Annotated in this window: 17 protein-coding genes; 12 read left to right on the forward strand and 5 right to left on the reverse strand. The window is 44.5% G+C overall.

Going from position 1 to position 16,597, the window contains the following annotated elements; genetic code table 11:
* Positions 1-287: 287 nt before the first annotated feature.
* The 4 genes from AC5YBX_RS05980 to AC5YBX_RS05995 form a co-directional block, all read right to left on the reverse strand.
* On the reverse strand, positions 288-854 hold the full coding sequence (locus tag AC5YBX_RS05980) for a hypothetical protein (RefSeq protein ID WP_494524575.1): 567 nt from the start codon (positions 852-854) through the stop codon (positions 288-290).
* A gap of 473 nt (positions 855-1,327) precedes the next feature.
* Positions 1,328-1,921 carry a Crp/Fnr family transcriptional regulator gene (locus AC5YBX_RS05985; RefSeq protein ID WP_494524576.1) on the reverse strand — a complete coding sequence of 198 codons (594 nt, stop codon included), beginning with the start codon at positions 1,919-1,921 and terminating at the stop codon, positions 1,328-1,330.
* 120 nt (positions 1,922-2,041) lie between these two features.
* The gene (gene deoD, locus AC5YBX_RS05990) at positions 2,042-2,752 is read right to left on the reverse strand and encodes a purine-nucleoside phosphorylase (protein WP_494524577.1); all 711 of its coding nucleotides are present in this window, start codon (positions 2,750-2,752) and stop codon (positions 2,042-2,044) included.
* Positions 2,753-2,768: 16 nt separating this feature from the next.
* On the reverse strand, positions 2,769-3,989 hold the full coding sequence (locus tag AC5YBX_RS05995; RefSeq protein WP_494524578.1) for a NupC/NupG family nucleoside CNT transporter: 1,221 nt from the start codon (positions 3,987-3,989) through the stop codon (positions 2,769-2,771).
* Between the two features lie 517 nt (positions 3,990-4,506).
* Here AC5YBX_RS05995 and AC5YBX_RS06000 point away from each other — a divergent pair.
* The 12 genes from AC5YBX_RS06000 (at position 4,507) to AC5YBX_RS06055 (ending at position 16,069) form a co-directional block, all read left to right on the forward strand.
* On the forward strand, positions 4,507-5,253 hold the full coding sequence (locus tag AC5YBX_RS06000) for a phosphatase (protein WP_494524803.1): 747 nt from the start codon (positions 4,507-4,509) through the stop codon (positions 5,251-5,253).
* A 277-nt stretch (positions 5,254-5,530) separates the two neighbouring features.
* Positions 5,531-5,854, forward strand: a complete 324-nt coding sequence (locus tag AC5YBX_RS06005) for an ArsR/SmtB family transcription factor (protein ID WP_494524579.1) — start codon at positions 5,531-5,533, stop codon at positions 5,852-5,854.
* A gap of 33 nt (positions 5,855-5,887) precedes the next feature.
* The gene (locus AC5YBX_RS06010) at positions 5,888-6,133 is read left to right on the forward strand and encodes a thioredoxin family protein (RefSeq protein ID WP_494524580.1); all 246 of its coding nucleotides are present in this window, start codon (positions 5,888-5,890) and stop codon (positions 6,131-6,133) included.
* Positions 6,134-6,377: 244 nt separating this feature from the next.
* On the forward strand, positions 6,378-7,382 hold the full coding sequence (locus tag AC5YBX_RS06015; RefSeq protein ID WP_494519591.1) for a permease: 1,005 nt from the start codon (positions 6,378-6,380) through the stop codon (positions 7,380-7,382).
* Positions 7,383-7,740: 358 nt separating this feature from the next.
* A complete protein-coding gene (gene cysD / locus AC5YBX_RS06020; protein ID WP_494524581.1) occupies positions 7,741-8,646 on the forward strand; it encodes a sulfate adenylyltransferase subunit CysD in 906 nt (301 codons plus the stop codon).
* A 66-nt stretch (positions 8,647-8,712) separates the two neighbouring features.
* The gene (gene cysN, locus AC5YBX_RS06025; protein WP_494524582.1) at positions 8,713-10,122 is read left to right on the forward strand and encodes a sulfate adenylyltransferase subunit CysN; all 1,410 of its coding nucleotides are present in this window, start codon (positions 8,713-8,715) and stop codon (positions 10,120-10,122) included.
* Between the two features lie 103 nt (positions 10,123-10,225).
* Complete coding sequence (locus tag AC5YBX_RS06030) at positions 10,226-11,953, forward strand: SLC13 family permease (RefSeq protein WP_494524583.1); 1,728 nt, start codon at positions 10,226-10,228, stop codon at positions 11,951-11,953.
* Positions 11,954-12,067: 114 nt separating this feature from the next.
* Positions 12,068-12,703, forward strand: a complete 636-nt coding sequence (cysC, locus tag AC5YBX_RS06035) for an adenylyl-sulfate kinase (protein ID WP_494524584.1) — start codon at positions 12,068-12,070, stop codon at positions 12,701-12,703.
* Positions 12,704-12,763: 60 nt separating this feature from the next.
* Positions 12,764-13,558, forward strand: coding sequence for a 3'(2'),5'-bisphosphate nucleotidase CysQ (gene cysQ, locus AC5YBX_RS06040; protein ID WP_494524585.1), 795 nt, complete (start codon positions 12,764-12,766; stop codon positions 13,556-13,558).
* A gap of 29 nt (positions 13,559-13,587) precedes the next feature.
* Positions 13,588-14,493 (forward strand): fructokinase, encoded by a 906-nt coding sequence (gene mak / locus AC5YBX_RS06045; protein ID WP_494524586.1) that lies wholly within the window; start codon positions 13,588-13,590, stop codon positions 14,491-14,493.
* A 90-nt stretch (positions 14,494-14,583) separates the two neighbouring features.
* Positions 14,584-15,336 (forward strand): YdcF family protein, encoded by a 753-nt coding sequence (locus tag AC5YBX_RS06050; protein ID WP_494524587.1) that lies wholly within the window; start codon positions 14,584-14,586, stop codon positions 15,334-15,336.
* A 61-nt stretch (positions 15,337-15,397) separates the two neighbouring features.
* A complete protein-coding gene (locus AC5YBX_RS06055) occupies positions 15,398-16,069 on the forward strand; it encodes a DUF2982 domain-containing protein (protein WP_475516351.1) in 672 nt (223 codons plus the stop codon).
* 69 nt (positions 16,070-16,138) lie between these two features.
* Here the strand turns inward: AC5YBX_RS06055 and AC5YBX_RS06060 are convergent, their stop codons facing one another.
* Complete coding sequence (locus AC5YBX_RS06060; protein ID WP_475516352.1) at positions 16,139-16,558, reverse strand: bactofilin family protein; 420 nt, start codon at positions 16,556-16,558, stop codon at positions 16,139-16,141.
* Positions 16,559-16,597: the final 39 nt, after the last annotated feature.

A 16,597-nucleotide genomic window follows, 5' to 3' on the forward strand; every position in this document is an offset into this window, starting at 1 on the left:
GTTGCACCAAACTGCCCGTCCCGCTGGCAGAGGCTGCTTAACTTCTACTTTTACTGCGGTTAAAAATGAGAGGATTACCGTAGTGTGGAAAAAAGATTGCGTTTAAAGTGGAGAATAGGCGGTAGCATTTGCCATGTTTTAGCATAGCAAATGCGTGCGTAATATTGACCGTATTGGCAAATATCGAGTCCAGTTCTTGTTTTTATTCAATCGCGGATTGCCCACTTTCCTATTAATGAATAGGAATAATGAAAACATTATCGTAGGACCAGTTTGTTAAAATTTATCTAGTCAAATACTAACCTGTCTTTGTTCATTTTATTGGCCTGCTGCTGAGCTTTAAGGAGCTCTTTTTGAGCTTCTTCGTGTAATAGGTGAGGCGATTTAAACTCTAATCGAATAAAGGCTGTTTCTCGAGTTGTTGCTATCTGTTCTAACGCCACATGCGTGCTTCCATCGATCAAACCATACCAGCGCTTCCCTTTACAGGAGCCTTGCAGCACACATTTATACGAGTATATTTCACTGGCAAAAAAACTGCTCGTATTATAGCCAATATCAATTAGTGATTGCTTGATGAAGTTAAAATCTTGATTAAATTCATCCTCAGACAAGCCATATTTATGACTCTTCATGGTTACCTTGACTAAACCGTGCTCATTATCAGCATAGAGAATGTAATGATCGGCAATGGATAATGATTTTGGTAAAGCAGGAGCGATAACGCGGCTTTGTCCTCCTTCTTGCCTGAGCTCACCGTATTGCGTGACATCTTCTCCCCATTCTAAACCAAATGGTGCCATTCCATATGACAAAAACGACGTGAATATTAACAACAATGCTAATTTCTTCATCGTAAGTACTCCTCCCTGTCAGAAAATTGACGCATTGTAAGTCAATAGTTTATACGTACACAAGTTGAATTACTTGAGAAGAGTGAAAAGCAGGTATTTAGTCACAAAAAAGAGATGTAGTGTTAACGGTGTGTTTTAATTGTTGTTTTTGTTTATATTTTGTGATTGGGGGCGTCGTGAAGTAATGTCAATATTTGCAGCGGTACAAAGGTATTATCGGTCAAAAGCATATTGACTCAATTATGAATACTCCTCGATACGACAGGCGTATCTATGGTGTGTTTCCGTGGGGTTACCATCCCTCTAATAAGGTGCAGTGGTAATTTAGTGTGCCACTACAGATAACTTCTTCATCAATTCAAAAACATAAAGGAACCTCGATTCGCGAGGGATTGATTGTACTATTTCCAGTTAGTCCCGAATTCAGATTTTATCAACTAAGCTCGGTCTGCCACCTGTGAGTGAAAGTGAGATCAGAGGTTTATAATTTTGTAGTAAGGTTTTGATTTTTCAATGCATCCTTCTTGTAGTAGGTCATTAAGTATTCGTCTATAAGTCCTTGTGGTTATTCCGAGCTTTTTAGCGCCAAGGGTTGTCGACAGCTTAAAAAAGTCATCACTGGCACGGCTTTTAGCATCAAGTATTTGATTAATGATACTCACTCTAGTTGATTGCGTGATGTTTTTAATGAGTTCGTGCATATTTCTATTATATCTTTTAGTGATCAAAGATGTAATGTATATAAACACGTCAGGATTATCGCCGAGTATGGTTAAAAAATTGGATTTTGAGATTTTATATAGGCTGCCGGGTCTATTTGCTCTAACACTAAATAATGAATTGTTGTTTTCTTGAAAAAATTCCATTTCACCAAGAAATCCAGTGTAATTATCTTCAACCTTGAGGATGAATTCATTTCCGCATACATTGACATAAGATATTGTTAAGCTAGCATTTGTACAGAATATTAAGTTTGAAATCTGACTTTTTTGTCTGAGTAAGTAAACGTTTTTTTCATAGTTAATTGGAGTCAAACCTATTGACTTAATCATATCAACAATGTTCATGTTACTTTAATCTAACTGTACATTAGTGTTGCGCCAATACTACGCTTTTGCTTTATTCAAATCAATTTTTATAAAGTGGCTCTATTTATGAGCCACTTTATAATGAACCAAAAGGGAGGGTTAGAACGTTACAGCGGTGTCTAAAGCCACTTTAACCATTTCGTGTAGGTCTGTTCTACGTTCGTCGGCACTTAGGTGTTCTTGACGTGTAATATGGTCAGTTACTGTGCACAGGCCAAGTGCACGACATTGATGTTCGGCAGCGAGTGAATAAAGCGCATTTATCTCCATTTCAACACCAAGCACTCCATTTTTTGCCATCAGTTGGTAATCACTTGCATCGGGTCGATAAAATAAATCAGATGAAAATACACTACCGACTTTATACTCAATTGCTGTTTTTTGTAGTTGCTCATGGCACGCCTGCAATAAATCAAAGCTGGCGACTGCAGCAAAATCATGATCTAAGAACCGAGTTCGATTCATTTTTGAATCGGTAGATGCGCCGATCGCGACGATTAAATCTTTCAATTTGACATCATCTGATATGGCACCACAACTGCCGACTCTAATGAAGTTCTTTACTTGATAAGTCGTCATTAACTCATTGAAATATATCGCTGCAGAGGGGGCTCCCATACCATGGCCCATAACCGATATTTGTTTCGATTGATACATACCAGTAAAACCGAGCATGCCTCTAACGTTGGTGACTTCTTTTACATTGTCTAAGTAAGTTTCTGCTATTAACTTGGCTCGTAAAGGATCACCTGACATAATGATTGTTTTAGCAAAATCCCCGAGCTCAGCATTTATATGTGGAGTAGACATTTTTGTACCTCGAATATTACATTAATGATATTAAACCGCCTGCAATGGTTCCAGACATTAAGTTTGCTAGAATAGAGGCTAAAAGCACTCTTGGACCAATTTGTGAAATAAGCTCTCTTTGATCTGGGCACATTGCACCAATTCCACCTACGACCATGGCGAGTGAGCCCATATTTGCGAATCCACATAAACTGAAGATCACGATTGCCTGTGTCTTTTCTGATAATGAAGACGATACTTCTAGAAAGTTGATATAAGCAACAAATTCATTGACGACAATCTTCTGCCCTATAATGGATCCTGCTTGTATGGCTTCAGACCAAGGCACACCCATCAGAAACGTTAATGGTGAGAGTAAATAGCCAATTATCATTTCTAATGTGAGATTATCTATACTAAATAAGTCTCCAACAGAGCCGACAATACCATTAAGTAACGCAATTAATGCCACAAAGGATATTAATAGTGCTGTGACAGTGATGACCTGATTCATTCCCATTAAGGATCCACTTGAGATAGCATCGAGTAGCCCTTTCGATTTATCGGCATCTTCTATTTCAATCTTATTTTTGACTAAATTGGGATCTGTTTGAGGGCACAACAATTTAGCAAACAATAAACCTGCAGGAGCCGTCATAAAACATGCGGTTAAAATATATTTGGGGTCAATCCCGAGATTAATATAACCAACCATAGTCCCCCCCGCGACACTAGCTAAACCACCGGTCATCACTGCAAACAACTCCGAGCGAGTCATATTTTTAACTAACGGACGGACCATAGAAGGTGCTTCGATTGGGCCAACGAAAATATTAGCGGTGGCAGATAGCGATTCAGCCTTACTTGTTCCAAGTAATTTTGATAGGGCTCCACCGAAAATATTAATAATAAATTGCATTATTTTCAGATGGTAAAGGACAGATATTAAAGCTGAAATAAATACAACAACACACAACACATTGATAACGAATATAAAACCTACTTTATAACTCGCTAAATCACCAAAAACAAAGGTTAAACCCGCATTAGAAAATGCTATGACATTATTAACCCCATTACTCATGCTTTCTAGAATCGATACACCGATTGGCACATACATAACGAAAGCACCAAGTAATATTTGAAGTATTAACGCTCCTGCAATGGTTCGAAAGTGAATACTTTTTCTATTTTCAGAAAATAATATACCAATAAGTATTAGTACAGTAACTCCGATACAGCTCATTAAGGTCGACATAAGTAGTGAGTCCATTTTTTATTGTCTTTAAATTATTCCTCAAATTTTTACAAAAAAAACGGACATTTTTCCGCTTTGCAATATTTTTATTACAAATGCGAGGTAAAGATTTAACCTATTTTAATCAATTGGTTAGCTTAGTTTTTTGGCTGCGAGTATCTGTTTCTTTTTGAGCTTGAGAATATTCAATCAACAATGGCGAATGAGGTACTAATGAACATTTCCTAAATTAACAATTGATTAGCTCCAGGCTATTGAGGGGGAACATGCCAAAAATGCCTTTTGAGTATCTGACGTCAGGAGCTGATACGTACAGACTGTTTTGTTGCTGGATTTCGACGCTGCAAAAGGGGGGAGATGCCTATATGGTTTGGCTTACACGATGGTAATTTTGTGGTGAGCATTTTGTAAATGTTGATTTTGGTTTTAATTTTTGGCTCTAAGAGGGCATGGTGAAAAGCTGGTCAAATATAGTAGACTAGAACGCAACTTTTTGATCCAGGAAATAAGATTTATCATGAAATTTCTTGTTGATGTTCATGCGCATACCATTGCTTCCACTCATGCTTATAGCACCATACATGATTACCTTAGTGTGGCGAAAGAGAAGGGGGTTAAACTGTTTGCTATTACCGATCATGGTCCCGATATGGCCGATGCTCCCCACTTTTGGCACTTTGTGAATATGCGCGTGTTACCTAGGGTCGTTGATGGTATTGGTGTACTGCGTGGTATCGAAGCCAACATCAAAAATGAACTCGGCGAAATTGATTTTTTTGGTGAATATTTGCAAGCCCTCGATATTGTACTGGCCGGTTTTCATGAGCCGGTTTTTCCGCCCTCCACTAAAGAGGCTCACACTCTGGCGCTCATTAACGCGATTGAAAGTGGCAATGTCGATATTATTTCTCATCCCGGCAACCCAGCTTACCCAATTGATATTAAACGTGTCGCAGCGGTCGCAGCTAAACATAATGTGGCGCTTGAAATAAACAATTCCTCTTTTTTAACATCAAGAAAAGGCAGTGTGGATAATTGCACTGCCATTGCTAGTGCAGTCAAAGAAGCCGGTGGGTTACTGGTGATGGGCTCTGATTCCCATGTCGCTTTTGACTTGGCAGGTTTTGATAAGTCGGAAGAGATTATTGAGGCGGTGGGTTTTCCAATGGAACGTTTACTCAACCGTAGTCCTGAAGCCTTGTTGCATTTTCTCTTGGAAAGAGGGCATACATCGCTTGATGAATACGCTGTTTTAATCGAATGACATATCGTAGCGCTTAGGTTTGATTCGACGTGAGTTGAGCTTCATAAACTTTGGGTTTATTCACTATGTTGTTTCAAACCAAGTGCTTAAACATTAAGGGCTTAATGTTTAATTAACGCGTGCTGATACCTCACCGTAATACGCTTTTCTTACGACTCTGTTAAAGAGCCTACCTATGAGCTTGATCATATTTCCTAGCAAAATCATTCAGTAATTCTTGCCTTTCAAATAACACTTGGCGATTATGCCAAATGAGAAAGTAAAAAGAGACATAGCCATGACAGAACAAGAGCAATTGAAACTCAATGCTCGTGCTGCGGTACTTAAGGCATTAGCCCATCCGACGCGTTTGTGGTTATTGGAACAATTGCAACAGCAAGAATATTGCGTTTGCGATCTTACTGATGGTGTTAAAGCTGATATCTCAACAGTATCCAAACACCTATCAGTATTAAAGCAGGCGGGGATTATTAGTAGCCGCCGTGACGGGAAACAGATTTATTACCGTCTAGAAACCCCATGCTTATTAAAAATGCTGGGTTGTGTAGAAGCCGTAATAGCGAAAAACGCTCAAGATTTGGCTGCACAGGTTAAGTCTTAGTTTTTAGCTAGAAACACTTAGAAGAGACGTGATATGAAAATAGAAGTATTAGGAAGTGGGTGTAAAAAGTGCACCAATTTAGCGACAGATATTCAACAAGTTGCAAAGGACTTAGCCATCAACATTGAGTTAAGCAAAGTCACTGATATGGCTGCCATACTCGATTATGGTGTCATGTCGACACCGGCTATCGTTATTAATGGTGCAGTGGTGTCGGCAGGAAAAGTACCGTCTCATCAAGAGATTGAGCAGCTGTTAACGCAAGATCCTAGCCAATAGGGCTGATCATGTTCGTTAATGAAAATCACAAAGGCTTTTGTTGTAAGTTTAAGTGCTTACGTGAATACAACGAGTTGCTGCATAGCTTAGCCTAGCGCCGTTTCAAGCGGCCAAAGGCTTCTATGCTGCAGATTGTGGCTGAACACTCAAGTTTGAATTGCTCGCAATTTATGGTTTTGCAACTCAGGTGCTCATCGACGCCATATTACTGCTGGTTTACTAAGTCTTTTTTATGGGGTAAAAGATGTTAGTGTGGTTTACTGTATTTGCAGATTGGCTCGTTTACGATGTAGTCGGGTTGTCGAATCAAACTCAACTTGGTCAGGCGGTACACTTTTTTATTGAAGACACCACTAAGATTTTCGCTCTGCTGATTATCATGATTTATGCCATTGGTTGGTTGCGAGCCTCGCTAAATATTGAACGCGTTCGCGGTTATTTATCCAGTCAACCAAGAATGGTTGGCTATGGATTAGGGGCTGGATTTGGTGCGATAACCCCGTTTTGTTCTTGCTCTAGTATTCCCGTTTTTTTGGGGTTTACCTCTGCAGGGATCCCCATTGGCATTACTATGGCGTTTTTGCTCACATCACCGTTGATTAATGAAGTCGCTATTCTATTACTATTTAGTCTGCTCGGATTCAAAGTCACCTTGCTCTATACCGTGATCGGCATCTGCATTGGTATATTAGGCGGTGCATTACTGGATCTGCTCAAAGCCGAGCGTTGGCTGCAACCTCTAGCCGCTAAGGCTTATGCAATGGGACAAGAGCAATCTAGTGGAATAAAAGGCCAAGCAGCATCGTTAACAACAGCATCTGCTGTCAGTTGGCAGCAGCGCCATCAGTTTGCCAAATCTGAAACTGTTGAGATATTTGGCAGAGTATGGAAGTGGGTCATTATTGGTGTTGGTTTAGGTGCAGCCTTGCACGGTTTTGTGCCAGCGGGTTGGCTTGAAGCCAACTTAGGTGATGGGCAGTGGTGGTCTGTTCCGCTTGCTGTGCTGATGGGAGTTCCACTGTATGCAAACGCAACTGGAGTGATCCCTGTAATAGAAAGCTTGTTATTACAAGGTGTGCCATTGGGAACCACATTAGCATTTTGTATGAGCACAGTTGCTGCCAGTTTTCCTGAGTTTGTGATGTTGAAACAAGTGATGCAGTGGCGTTTGCTAGTATTATTATTTTTTATTTTATTAGTGTCTTTCACTGTAATGGGGTGGCTATTAAACTTGATCCCGTTAGCCTAACTTGGTGTAAGTGCGATAAATCAAGGGGATTATTCAGCCTGACGCCTTCAGGGGATGTTACTTTTACAAGCCGACAATTGTCTATGTCCCCTTATCACCTAACATGGTATTCATTCATTCATTGCTGCTTTTTGATACTGTTTAAATTCACCGTTTTTACTTTCATTACTTCTTATTTCTTTTTAGTATAAATAAATTAATATTTATAACTTCTAAATCGTATTGGTACTGTTATTATTCTTTCAATGCCATCACTTGGTGAGCCTATCAATGTTTTTGCTTGCGCATAAACGAGTCTATTAATAGGTAAGCTTGCTGATTAGCCAATTGATATAATTGATATTATACGGAAACCGATATGTCTACAGCGCAAACTCATTTGAAACAACTCGAAGCGGAATCGATTCAGATCATGCGTGAAGTTGCCGCAGAATTTGATAACCCAGTGATGCTATATTCTGTCGGTAAAGACTCCTCAGTATTGCTGCATTTGGCCCGCAAAGCCTTTTATCCCGGTAAGATCCCGTTTCCTTTAATGCACATCGATACCAACTGGAAGTTTAAAGAGATGATTGCGTTTCGTGATCTGATGGCGAAAAAGTATGGTTTCGATTTGATTGTGCATAAAAATCCGCGCGGATTAGCCATGGACATCTCGCCCTTTACCCACGGTAGTGCCAAGCATACCGATATCATGAAGACAGAAGGGCTTAAACAAGCACTTGATATGCATGGCTTTGATGCCGCCTTTGGCGGTGCCCGTCGTGATGAAGAGAAATCACGTGCTAAAGAGCGAGTCTATTCGTTTCGTGACAGTAAGCATCGCTGGGATCCTAAGAATCAACGCCCCGAATTATGGAATATCTACAATGGCAAGGTCGATAAAGGCGAGAGTATTCGCGTGTTCCCCCTATCGAATTGGACTGAGTTAGATATCTGGCAATACATCTATCTTGAAGGTATTGATATACCGTCTCTTTATTTAGCCGAGCCTCGCCCTGTGGTGAAGCGCGATGGCACGTTGATCATGGTTGATGATGAGCGTATGGCACTTGAGCCCGGTGAAATGGTGGAGCACAAGATGGTGCGTTTTAGGACCTTGGGCTGTTATCCACTCACCGGCGCAGTGGAGTCGAATGCGACCACCTTGCCTGAAATTATTCAAGAGATGTTGCTGTGCACCACCTCGGAGCGCCAAGGACGAGTGATCGATAACGACTCAGCCGGCTCGATGGAAAAGAAAAAGATGGAAGGCTACTTTTAGGCCGCCGCTCCGCAACCGTAAAAATGCCTTAAGTGTGCCGTTCACCTACAGAATATGAGAAAGATCATGACAACAGAACAGACGTTATTGCAAACCGATATCGAATCCTATCTTAAGCTGCATGAAAACAAAGATATGTTGCGTATCTTGACTTGTGGCAGTGTGGATGATGGTAAGTCGACCCTCATTGGTCGCCTGTTGTTTGATAGCAAGATGATTTTTGAAGATCAGATGGCGGCCATAGAGAAAGACTCTAAACGTTTTAATACTACGGATGATGCGTTTGATCTGGCGTTGCTGGTCGATGGCTTGCAATCTGAGCGTGAGCAGGGGATCACCATTGACGTGGCTTATCGTTATTTTGCTACTGAGCAACGTAAGTTCATCATTGCCGACACCCCAGGCCATGAACAATACACCCGCAATATGGCGACCGGGGCCTCGACTTCGGACTTAGCCATTATTCTTATCGATGCACGCCACGGGGTGCAGGTACAGACGCGGCGTCACAGTTATATTTGCTCGCAGCTTGGCATTAAACACGTGATCATCGCGATCAATAAGATGGACGCGGTGGGGTACGACCAAGGTGTGTATCAAAGCATTAAAAAAGCCTACCGTGAATTTACCCAAGACTTGGCGTTTACGGATGTACGTTTTGTGCCGATTTCGGCATTAAAAGGCGATAACGTGGTTAATGAAAGTAGCCATATGACTTGGTATCCAGGCTCTACCTTACTCAAATTGCTTAATACGGTGTCAGTTGAGCAGGATAAGAGCGACTCATTTCGTTTCCAAGTGCAGTATGTTAATCGGCCTAATCTGGATTTTCGAGGTTTTTGCGGCACCTTGGCGTCGGGCGACATTCGTGTGGGTGACACCGTTGCCGCCTTGCCCTCTGGTAAAGAGAGTCGCATTAAATCGATTGTGACCTTTGAGGGAGAGCTTGAGAAAGCCGTGGCGGGTCAGGCGGTAACCTTAACCTTAACCGATGAAATAGATGTCAGCCGCGGCGATATGTTGGTGCGTCCACATGATAAACCCAACTCTAGCGCGCATTTTGAAGCCGATGTGGTGTGGATGACCGAAGAGCCACTGTGTGTGGACCGCGAATATGCTATCAAATTAGGCAGTAAGTCGGTTTATGGCTTTGCAGATGCGATTAATTATAAGGTTGATATTAATAATTTAACCCAACATCCGGCGCAGCAGTTAGCACTTAATGAGATGGGGAATTGCCATTTTTCACTGACAGAGTCGGTGCAATTTGATGCCTATGACGTTAATCGCGATACCGGGGCGTTTATCATTATCGACCGATTAACCAATGTGACGGTTGGCGCCGGAATGATCCGCAAGGCGATTGATGCCGCTAAGGGTAAAAAGCGTGCGATCTCCGAGTTTGAACTTGAGATGAATGCCTTAGTGCGCAAGCACTTTCCCCATTGGGGCGTTAAAGATATCGCTAAGGCTTAAGACGCCTTTAAGAGAAAGCTAAGTCGTAAGTGGAAGCGGTAAGCGAGTAAGTCAGCTTACCGCTTATCGCTAGCCGCTTTGAGCCGCATAAAGATAGGACACTATGACACTAAACGCCTACCTCACTATTGCCATTTTTGTTGCGACCATTGTCGGTTTAGTGCGATTTCAAAACCGACCCGCACAGGTATTTGGTGTCACCCTGCTGGTGCTAGTGGCCTTTAATTTGGTCACCAAAGAGCAGCTGTTAGCGAGCATGTCTAATCCCGGTCTGGTGACCTTGGTGTTGTTGATCTTATGCTCCTTTGCCCTAGAAAAAACCCGTTTACTGCGTGTGATAGCATCCAAAGTGATCGTCAGTGGTTACCAAAGTACTTGGCTTAGGCTCTTTAGTATGACGGCGCTGAGCTCGGCTTTACTTAATAACACGGCAGTGGTGGCGACCTTGCTGTCCCCCATTCGTAACAACCCCCATCATATGGCCAGTAAGTTGTTGTTGCCACTCTCTTATGCGGCGATCCTTGGCGGCACGCTCACCTTAGTGGGCACCTCGACTAACTTGATCATCAACAGTATGTATATTGATGTATCGGGCCAGTCATTATCGTTTTTCTCGTTCACCGCCATTGGTACTTTACTGGTGTTGGGTTGTGGTGTTGTGTTGAGATTGGTGTCGGGCTGGCTGCCCAGTATTGCTCAACAAGAAACCAGTTCTAAGGGCTATTTTATCGATGCTAAGGTCATTGAGGGCTCTGAGCTCATTGGCCGTTCGGTAGAAGGCAATGGCCTTCGGCATCTCGAGTCACTGTTTTTGGTTGAAGTGGTGCGCAATAACCGCTTAATCAGCCCGGTGACACCAACAGAAGTATTGCAACAAGGGGATAGGCTCATCTTCAGTGGTGATATCACTAAGGTGATGCAGTTAGGGCAGTTCTCTGGGCTGGAGATGTTTGCCGAGAAAAATGGCTTACTCGACTCTAACCTCACCGAGGTGGTGGTCAAACAAGAAAGTGTGCTGGTGGGACGTACCATGAAGCGTGCTGGTTTTAGGGCCTTGTTCGATGCCGCTGCAGTGGCCATTCGCCGTGACGGTGAAGAGATCTCCGGTAAGTTAGGCGAGGTGACCATTAAAGCCGGTGATTTTTTAGTGCTGGCGGTAGGTAAGCGCTTCTTAACGCGGCGCACGGTAAGTAAAAACTTTATTGTGATCAGTGGCGTCGAGCCTGAGACTCGTATTAGTGGGGTTAAGGCATGGATTGCCATTGGCGGCTTTATGGTCACCATCATGTTAGCGGCTATCGGTATTATCGAGATGCTGCAAGGCATGCTATTGCTGCTCGGGGTGCTGCTCTTAAGTCAATGCCTTAATGTCAACGAAGTGGTACGCCGTTTTCCGGTCGATATTTGGCTTATTGTGGCATCAGCGATTTTATTGGCCCACGCCTTAGTCAATAGTGGTGTCGCAGAAGGGGTTGCCACTTGGGTTGCCAGCATCGCCGATAAACAGCATGTAATGTTGGCGCTCGTTTTAGTGTACGTGGTGACTTGGTTGATGACCGAGCTTATTACCAATAATGCGGCGGCGGCCTTGATGTTTCCTATTGCTTACAGCATTGCCTTGGGTTTTGGGGTGGATTTTTTACCTTTTGTTATGACGGTCGCCTTTGCTGCTAGCGCCAGCTTTATCAGCCCTTATGGCTACCAAACTAATTTGATGGTTTATAATGCGGGGCGCTATCGCTTAAGTGATTTTGTTAAAGTCGGTGTGCCCGTTAGCCTGACCTACGGCGCGATTGTGCTGACGACAGTGCCGCTGTTTTTCCCCTTTTAGCTAAAAGGATGCTGGTGGGATGCGTGATGATCGAGTGCTCCAGAAGCTGTGAAGATCAGTGTTGAGCCTGTAAGCGTAATTTAATACTCAAGTGTGTGATTTTAAGGACTGCAAATGTCACCTTATAAAACCGTGGTAACAGAAGATAAATCCTCCGATGTAGTATGGCATCAGGCCAGTGTGTCGCATCAAGACCGCGTGGCAGCCAACGGGCATCAGGCGGCGGTATTATGGTTTACAGGCCTCAGTGGCTCAGGTAAATCTACGCTGGCCAATGCAGTCGATAAGATGCTGCATGAGCGAGGCGCCAGTACCTATGTGCTTGACGGTGATAATGTTCGCCATGGTCTCAATGGTGATTTAGGTTTTTCAGATAGCGACAGAGTGGAGAATATCCGCCGCATTGGTGAAGTCGCAAAGCTGTTTGTCGATGCGGGGTTATTAGTGTCGACGGCATTTATTTCGCCGTTTGCTACTGACAGAGCCATGGTGCGAAGTTTACTTAGCGACAAGCAATTTATTGAGGTATTTGTTGATACCCCGCTAGAGGTCTGTGAGCAGCGAGACCCTAAAGGGTTATACAAGCAGGCGCGCGCCGGCGAGATTAAACACTTTACCGGTATCGACTCGGCTTATGAAGCGCCGAGTGCACCTGATGTTCGCCTCGATACCGCGCGCCACAATGTGCAGCAATGTGCTCAGCAAGTCATTGATTATTTAATCGCGCAACAGCTCATTGGTGCACGTTAGAGATGCCAATTTTATGGCATACTCATCTTATTTTGCGCCCCTGCGCAGAGGTAAAGTAAATTGACAGCCCCCTTTAATCCCACTTGGTTAGCCCAGATTGTCGCCATTGCCGAGCAGGCAGGCGATGCGATTATGGCGATTTACGCGCAAGAGACGTTTGCTGTCGAGGCAAAATCAGATGATAGCCCTGTGACGGCGGCTGATATGGCGAGCCACCATGTGATTGCCGATGCGCTTGCCAAGTTAACGCCCGATATTCCGGTGATGTCTGAAGAGGCTGCCGATATCCCATGGGCCACGCGCCGCCAATGGTCGCAATACTGGTTGATTGATCCTCTCGATGGCACAAAAGAGTTTATTAAGCGAAATGGTGAGTTTACCGTTAATATCGCCTTTATCGACCATCATCAAGCTGTGGCGGGGGTGGTCTATGCCCCAGCATTAGCAAAGTGCTATTACGGCGCCGCAGGCCTTGGCGCTTGGTTAACCGATGGCGGCGAGCTGATTGATTTAACCTCGCTAGTTGTACCTGTACCCAAGGTGCCTCGGGTGGTGGGAAGCCGTTCGCATGTGAGCCCTGGGCTGGCAGATTATCTCGCCACGCTTGGACCACATAGCCTGTTAAGCATCGGTAGTTCATTGAAATTTTGCATGTTGGCCGAGGGCGCGGCAGAGATCTATCCCCGCTTAGGGTTAACTAGCGAATGGGACACCGCGGCGGCTCAGGCGGTACTTGAAAGCGCGGGCGGCGCGGTGATCAATCATGCTACAGGCTTACGCTTAGCCTATAACCAAAAAGAGACGATATTAAATCCTTATTTTATTGCTACGGCTAAACATTGGCCGATAAACTGATCCATTACGTTATCCAGTGGAGTGTAAACATGTTGCGGATTGGGGTTGATTTAGGCGGCACTAAAATTGAGCTGGTGGCCTTAGATGAGCAGGGCATGGAGCAATTTAGAAAGCGAGTCGCGACGCCTGCAAATTATGCCGCGACACTCAATACCATTGTCTCGTTAGTCAATGAGGCCGAGGCACAATTGGGGCAAACGGCGACGGTTGGAGTTGGGATCCCGGGGGTAATTTCTCCTTTTTCAGGCTTAGTTAAAAATGCCAATTCGACCTGGCTCAATGGTCACCCGTTAGACCTTGACCTGTGTGAGCGTTTGGATCGTGAAGTGCGGATAGCTAATGATGCCAACTGCTTTGCTATTTCAGAGGCCATCGATGGCGCGGCCGCGGGTAAGGCGATGGTATTTGGAGTGATTATTGGCACCGGGTGTGGTGCTGGTATCGCCATCAATGGCAAGGTTCATGGTGGCGGTAACGGCATCGGCGGCGAGTGGGGTCATAATCCTTTGCCTTGGATGACGGCGGATGAATTTAATTCCACCGCGTGTTTTTGCGGAAATAAAGATTGTATCGAAACCTTTATTTCAGGCACCGGTTTTGTGCGTGACTATCACCATAACCTCGAGCCGCATCAGCAAGGTAAGGTGTCTAGCGGAGTCGAAGTGATGGCGCTAGTCAATCAAGGTGATGCGCAGGCGATGGCCTGTTTTGAGCGCTATATTGATAGGCTTGCCCGCAGTTTGGCCCATGTGATCAATATTCTTGACCCGGATATCATCGTATTAGGCGGCGGCATGTCTAATGTCACTGCCATCTATCCTCGGCTACCGGCTTTCTTATCTCGCTATGTATTAGGGGGCGAGTGCCGCACAGCAGTGGTGCCGAATTTATATGGTTGTTCATCAGGCGTCCGCGGCGCGGCGTGGCTGTGGTGATAGTGAAAGTGAATAAACCGCACTCGCTTGGTATTGCATATCGCTTACGTTAAACTTGCGCAACGCTAATATTAAGAGGCAAGGATAGCCATGTTCTGGGTAAAAAAAATCATATCGCAACTGCTGATGCCAGTGCCGTTAACCATTATCTTATTGCTTCTCGCGATTATGATATTAAGGCGGCGTAAACTGGTTAAGTCCTTAATCGTAAGCGCGTGCTTACTTCTGTTATTTTGCAGTAGTCAATGGGGCAGTTATTGGCTGGCTTCATCGCTTGAATCGCAATATGCAGTGAATAATCAACCCATGGGCTCAGGCTGCGTGGTGATGGTTCTTGGCAGTGGTCATGACTCAGCTATTAATGCCAGCGCGAGTCAGCAGTTGTCAGCCATCGCTTTAGCGCGCTTAACCGAAGCGGTGCGTCAATTAACATTAGGGCCCAATTGTCAGTTAGTCGTGAGTGGTTGGGGCGGAGGTGATAAGTTGCCTCAGGCTCAAGTGATGGCGCAGGCCGCGATTGAACTTGGGGTCGATGCTGCGCGTATTATTCGTTTGCCATTGGCTAAAGACACGCTCGAAGAGGCGCAGCATCTTCAGTGGGAAATTGGCGATGTGCCATTTCGCTTGGTGACATCGGCGACTCATTTGCCACGTGCAATGCAGATATTTACTCAAGCGGGAACTCAGCCACAGCCTGCACCCGCAAATTTTATTGCCCGCCGAGGTTACTGGTGGCAGTTTGATGCCAGAAATCTGCTGACCTCTCAGCAGGCCATTCATGAATATGTGGGATCACTGTGGCTTAAGATTAAATTTGCAGTGGCAGATGAGCCGCTGATTTAGCATAAATCGTTTTAATTATCAGTGGCCTTGAGGGCCTACTGAGTTGTAGTGAGAGTTATAGGTGCAAGAATCAATCGTTATTCGTGCGGTATCAAAACGCAACGGCTGGAGTTTTACCCTGATAGGCTCTATCGCGTTAGTAAGTGCGGTAGTGATGTTTATTGCATCGAGTTCGCTAATGGGGCTGGGGCTTGCCTGTTTTGTATTTGGCGCGCTTTTTACTGTGCTTGGCGCCGCGAAATTAATGCAGCCAGAGGTGAGTGTGGAACTACGTCCGCAAGGTTTGGTCTACCATCATCATCGTGGCAGTATTTATTTAGAATGGGACAACATTCAGCGTGCCGATATGCCGCGAAATATACAGGGCTTTGACAATCATGAGCTGCCTTATATCGGGATCAAACTAAAGCGATTGGCGCCGCTTATCGATGATATTCCGCCGCGTTTGGCGACCGGTTTGCTCACGGAGCAGCGGCCATTATTGATGTCATCGCTAACCTTAGATGGTGAGTTGGCGGATCTAGAGCGTTATCTTAATTCAGAATTTTCGCCTCTGACGCTAGAGGGTAAAGCCTATAAAGGCGTGCAGGCGATGTTTTCCCGCCGTTGTGAGCAGCTCAATGGCCAGTTTGGCTACCATGTTTATATTCCGGTGGATTGTTTAGATAGAGCGCCGCGCGACTTTTTAACCTTAATTAGAGACTATAAACAAGCTGCCGAGTTAGCTCAGTAGTGTGCGGGCTTTAGAGCAGTTTAGGCGCGGTGGAGTGCACTCAGCGCCTAGATTTGATACATACTGCCGTTAGTTAACCAGCTCTGCGTTAGCATGATGGGGTGAATGTTGTTCAGGTGTTTCTTGGTGCATTTGCTCATTTGACAGCAAAGCTACCTCTTCTTTTACCCGCACGCCGATAAACTGGCCACCGGAAAATATCTCCATTGAGTTACAGGCTATCTCGCCTTCTACCGTTCCGGTGCCGGTAATAATCAGCTTTTCACACTTGAGCTTGCCCTTAAACAGGCCAGAGACTTTGATCTCTTTACATCGCAGCTCGCCATTAATATAACCATCGGTTTCAATAGTGATTTTATTCAGCGCGCTGATCTTGCCTTGCAGCTCCCCACCGATCAAGGCTTCTCCAGAAAAGTGGCTTTCACCGCACACCTTAGTGCCTTGTGCAATAAAAGTCAGGCCTGCATTACTGTTTTTTCTTTTAAACATAATAGTCACTGTTGTTACGATTCTAAGTAGATACTACCC

The organism is Shewanella sp. 492, assembly GCF_059338445.1.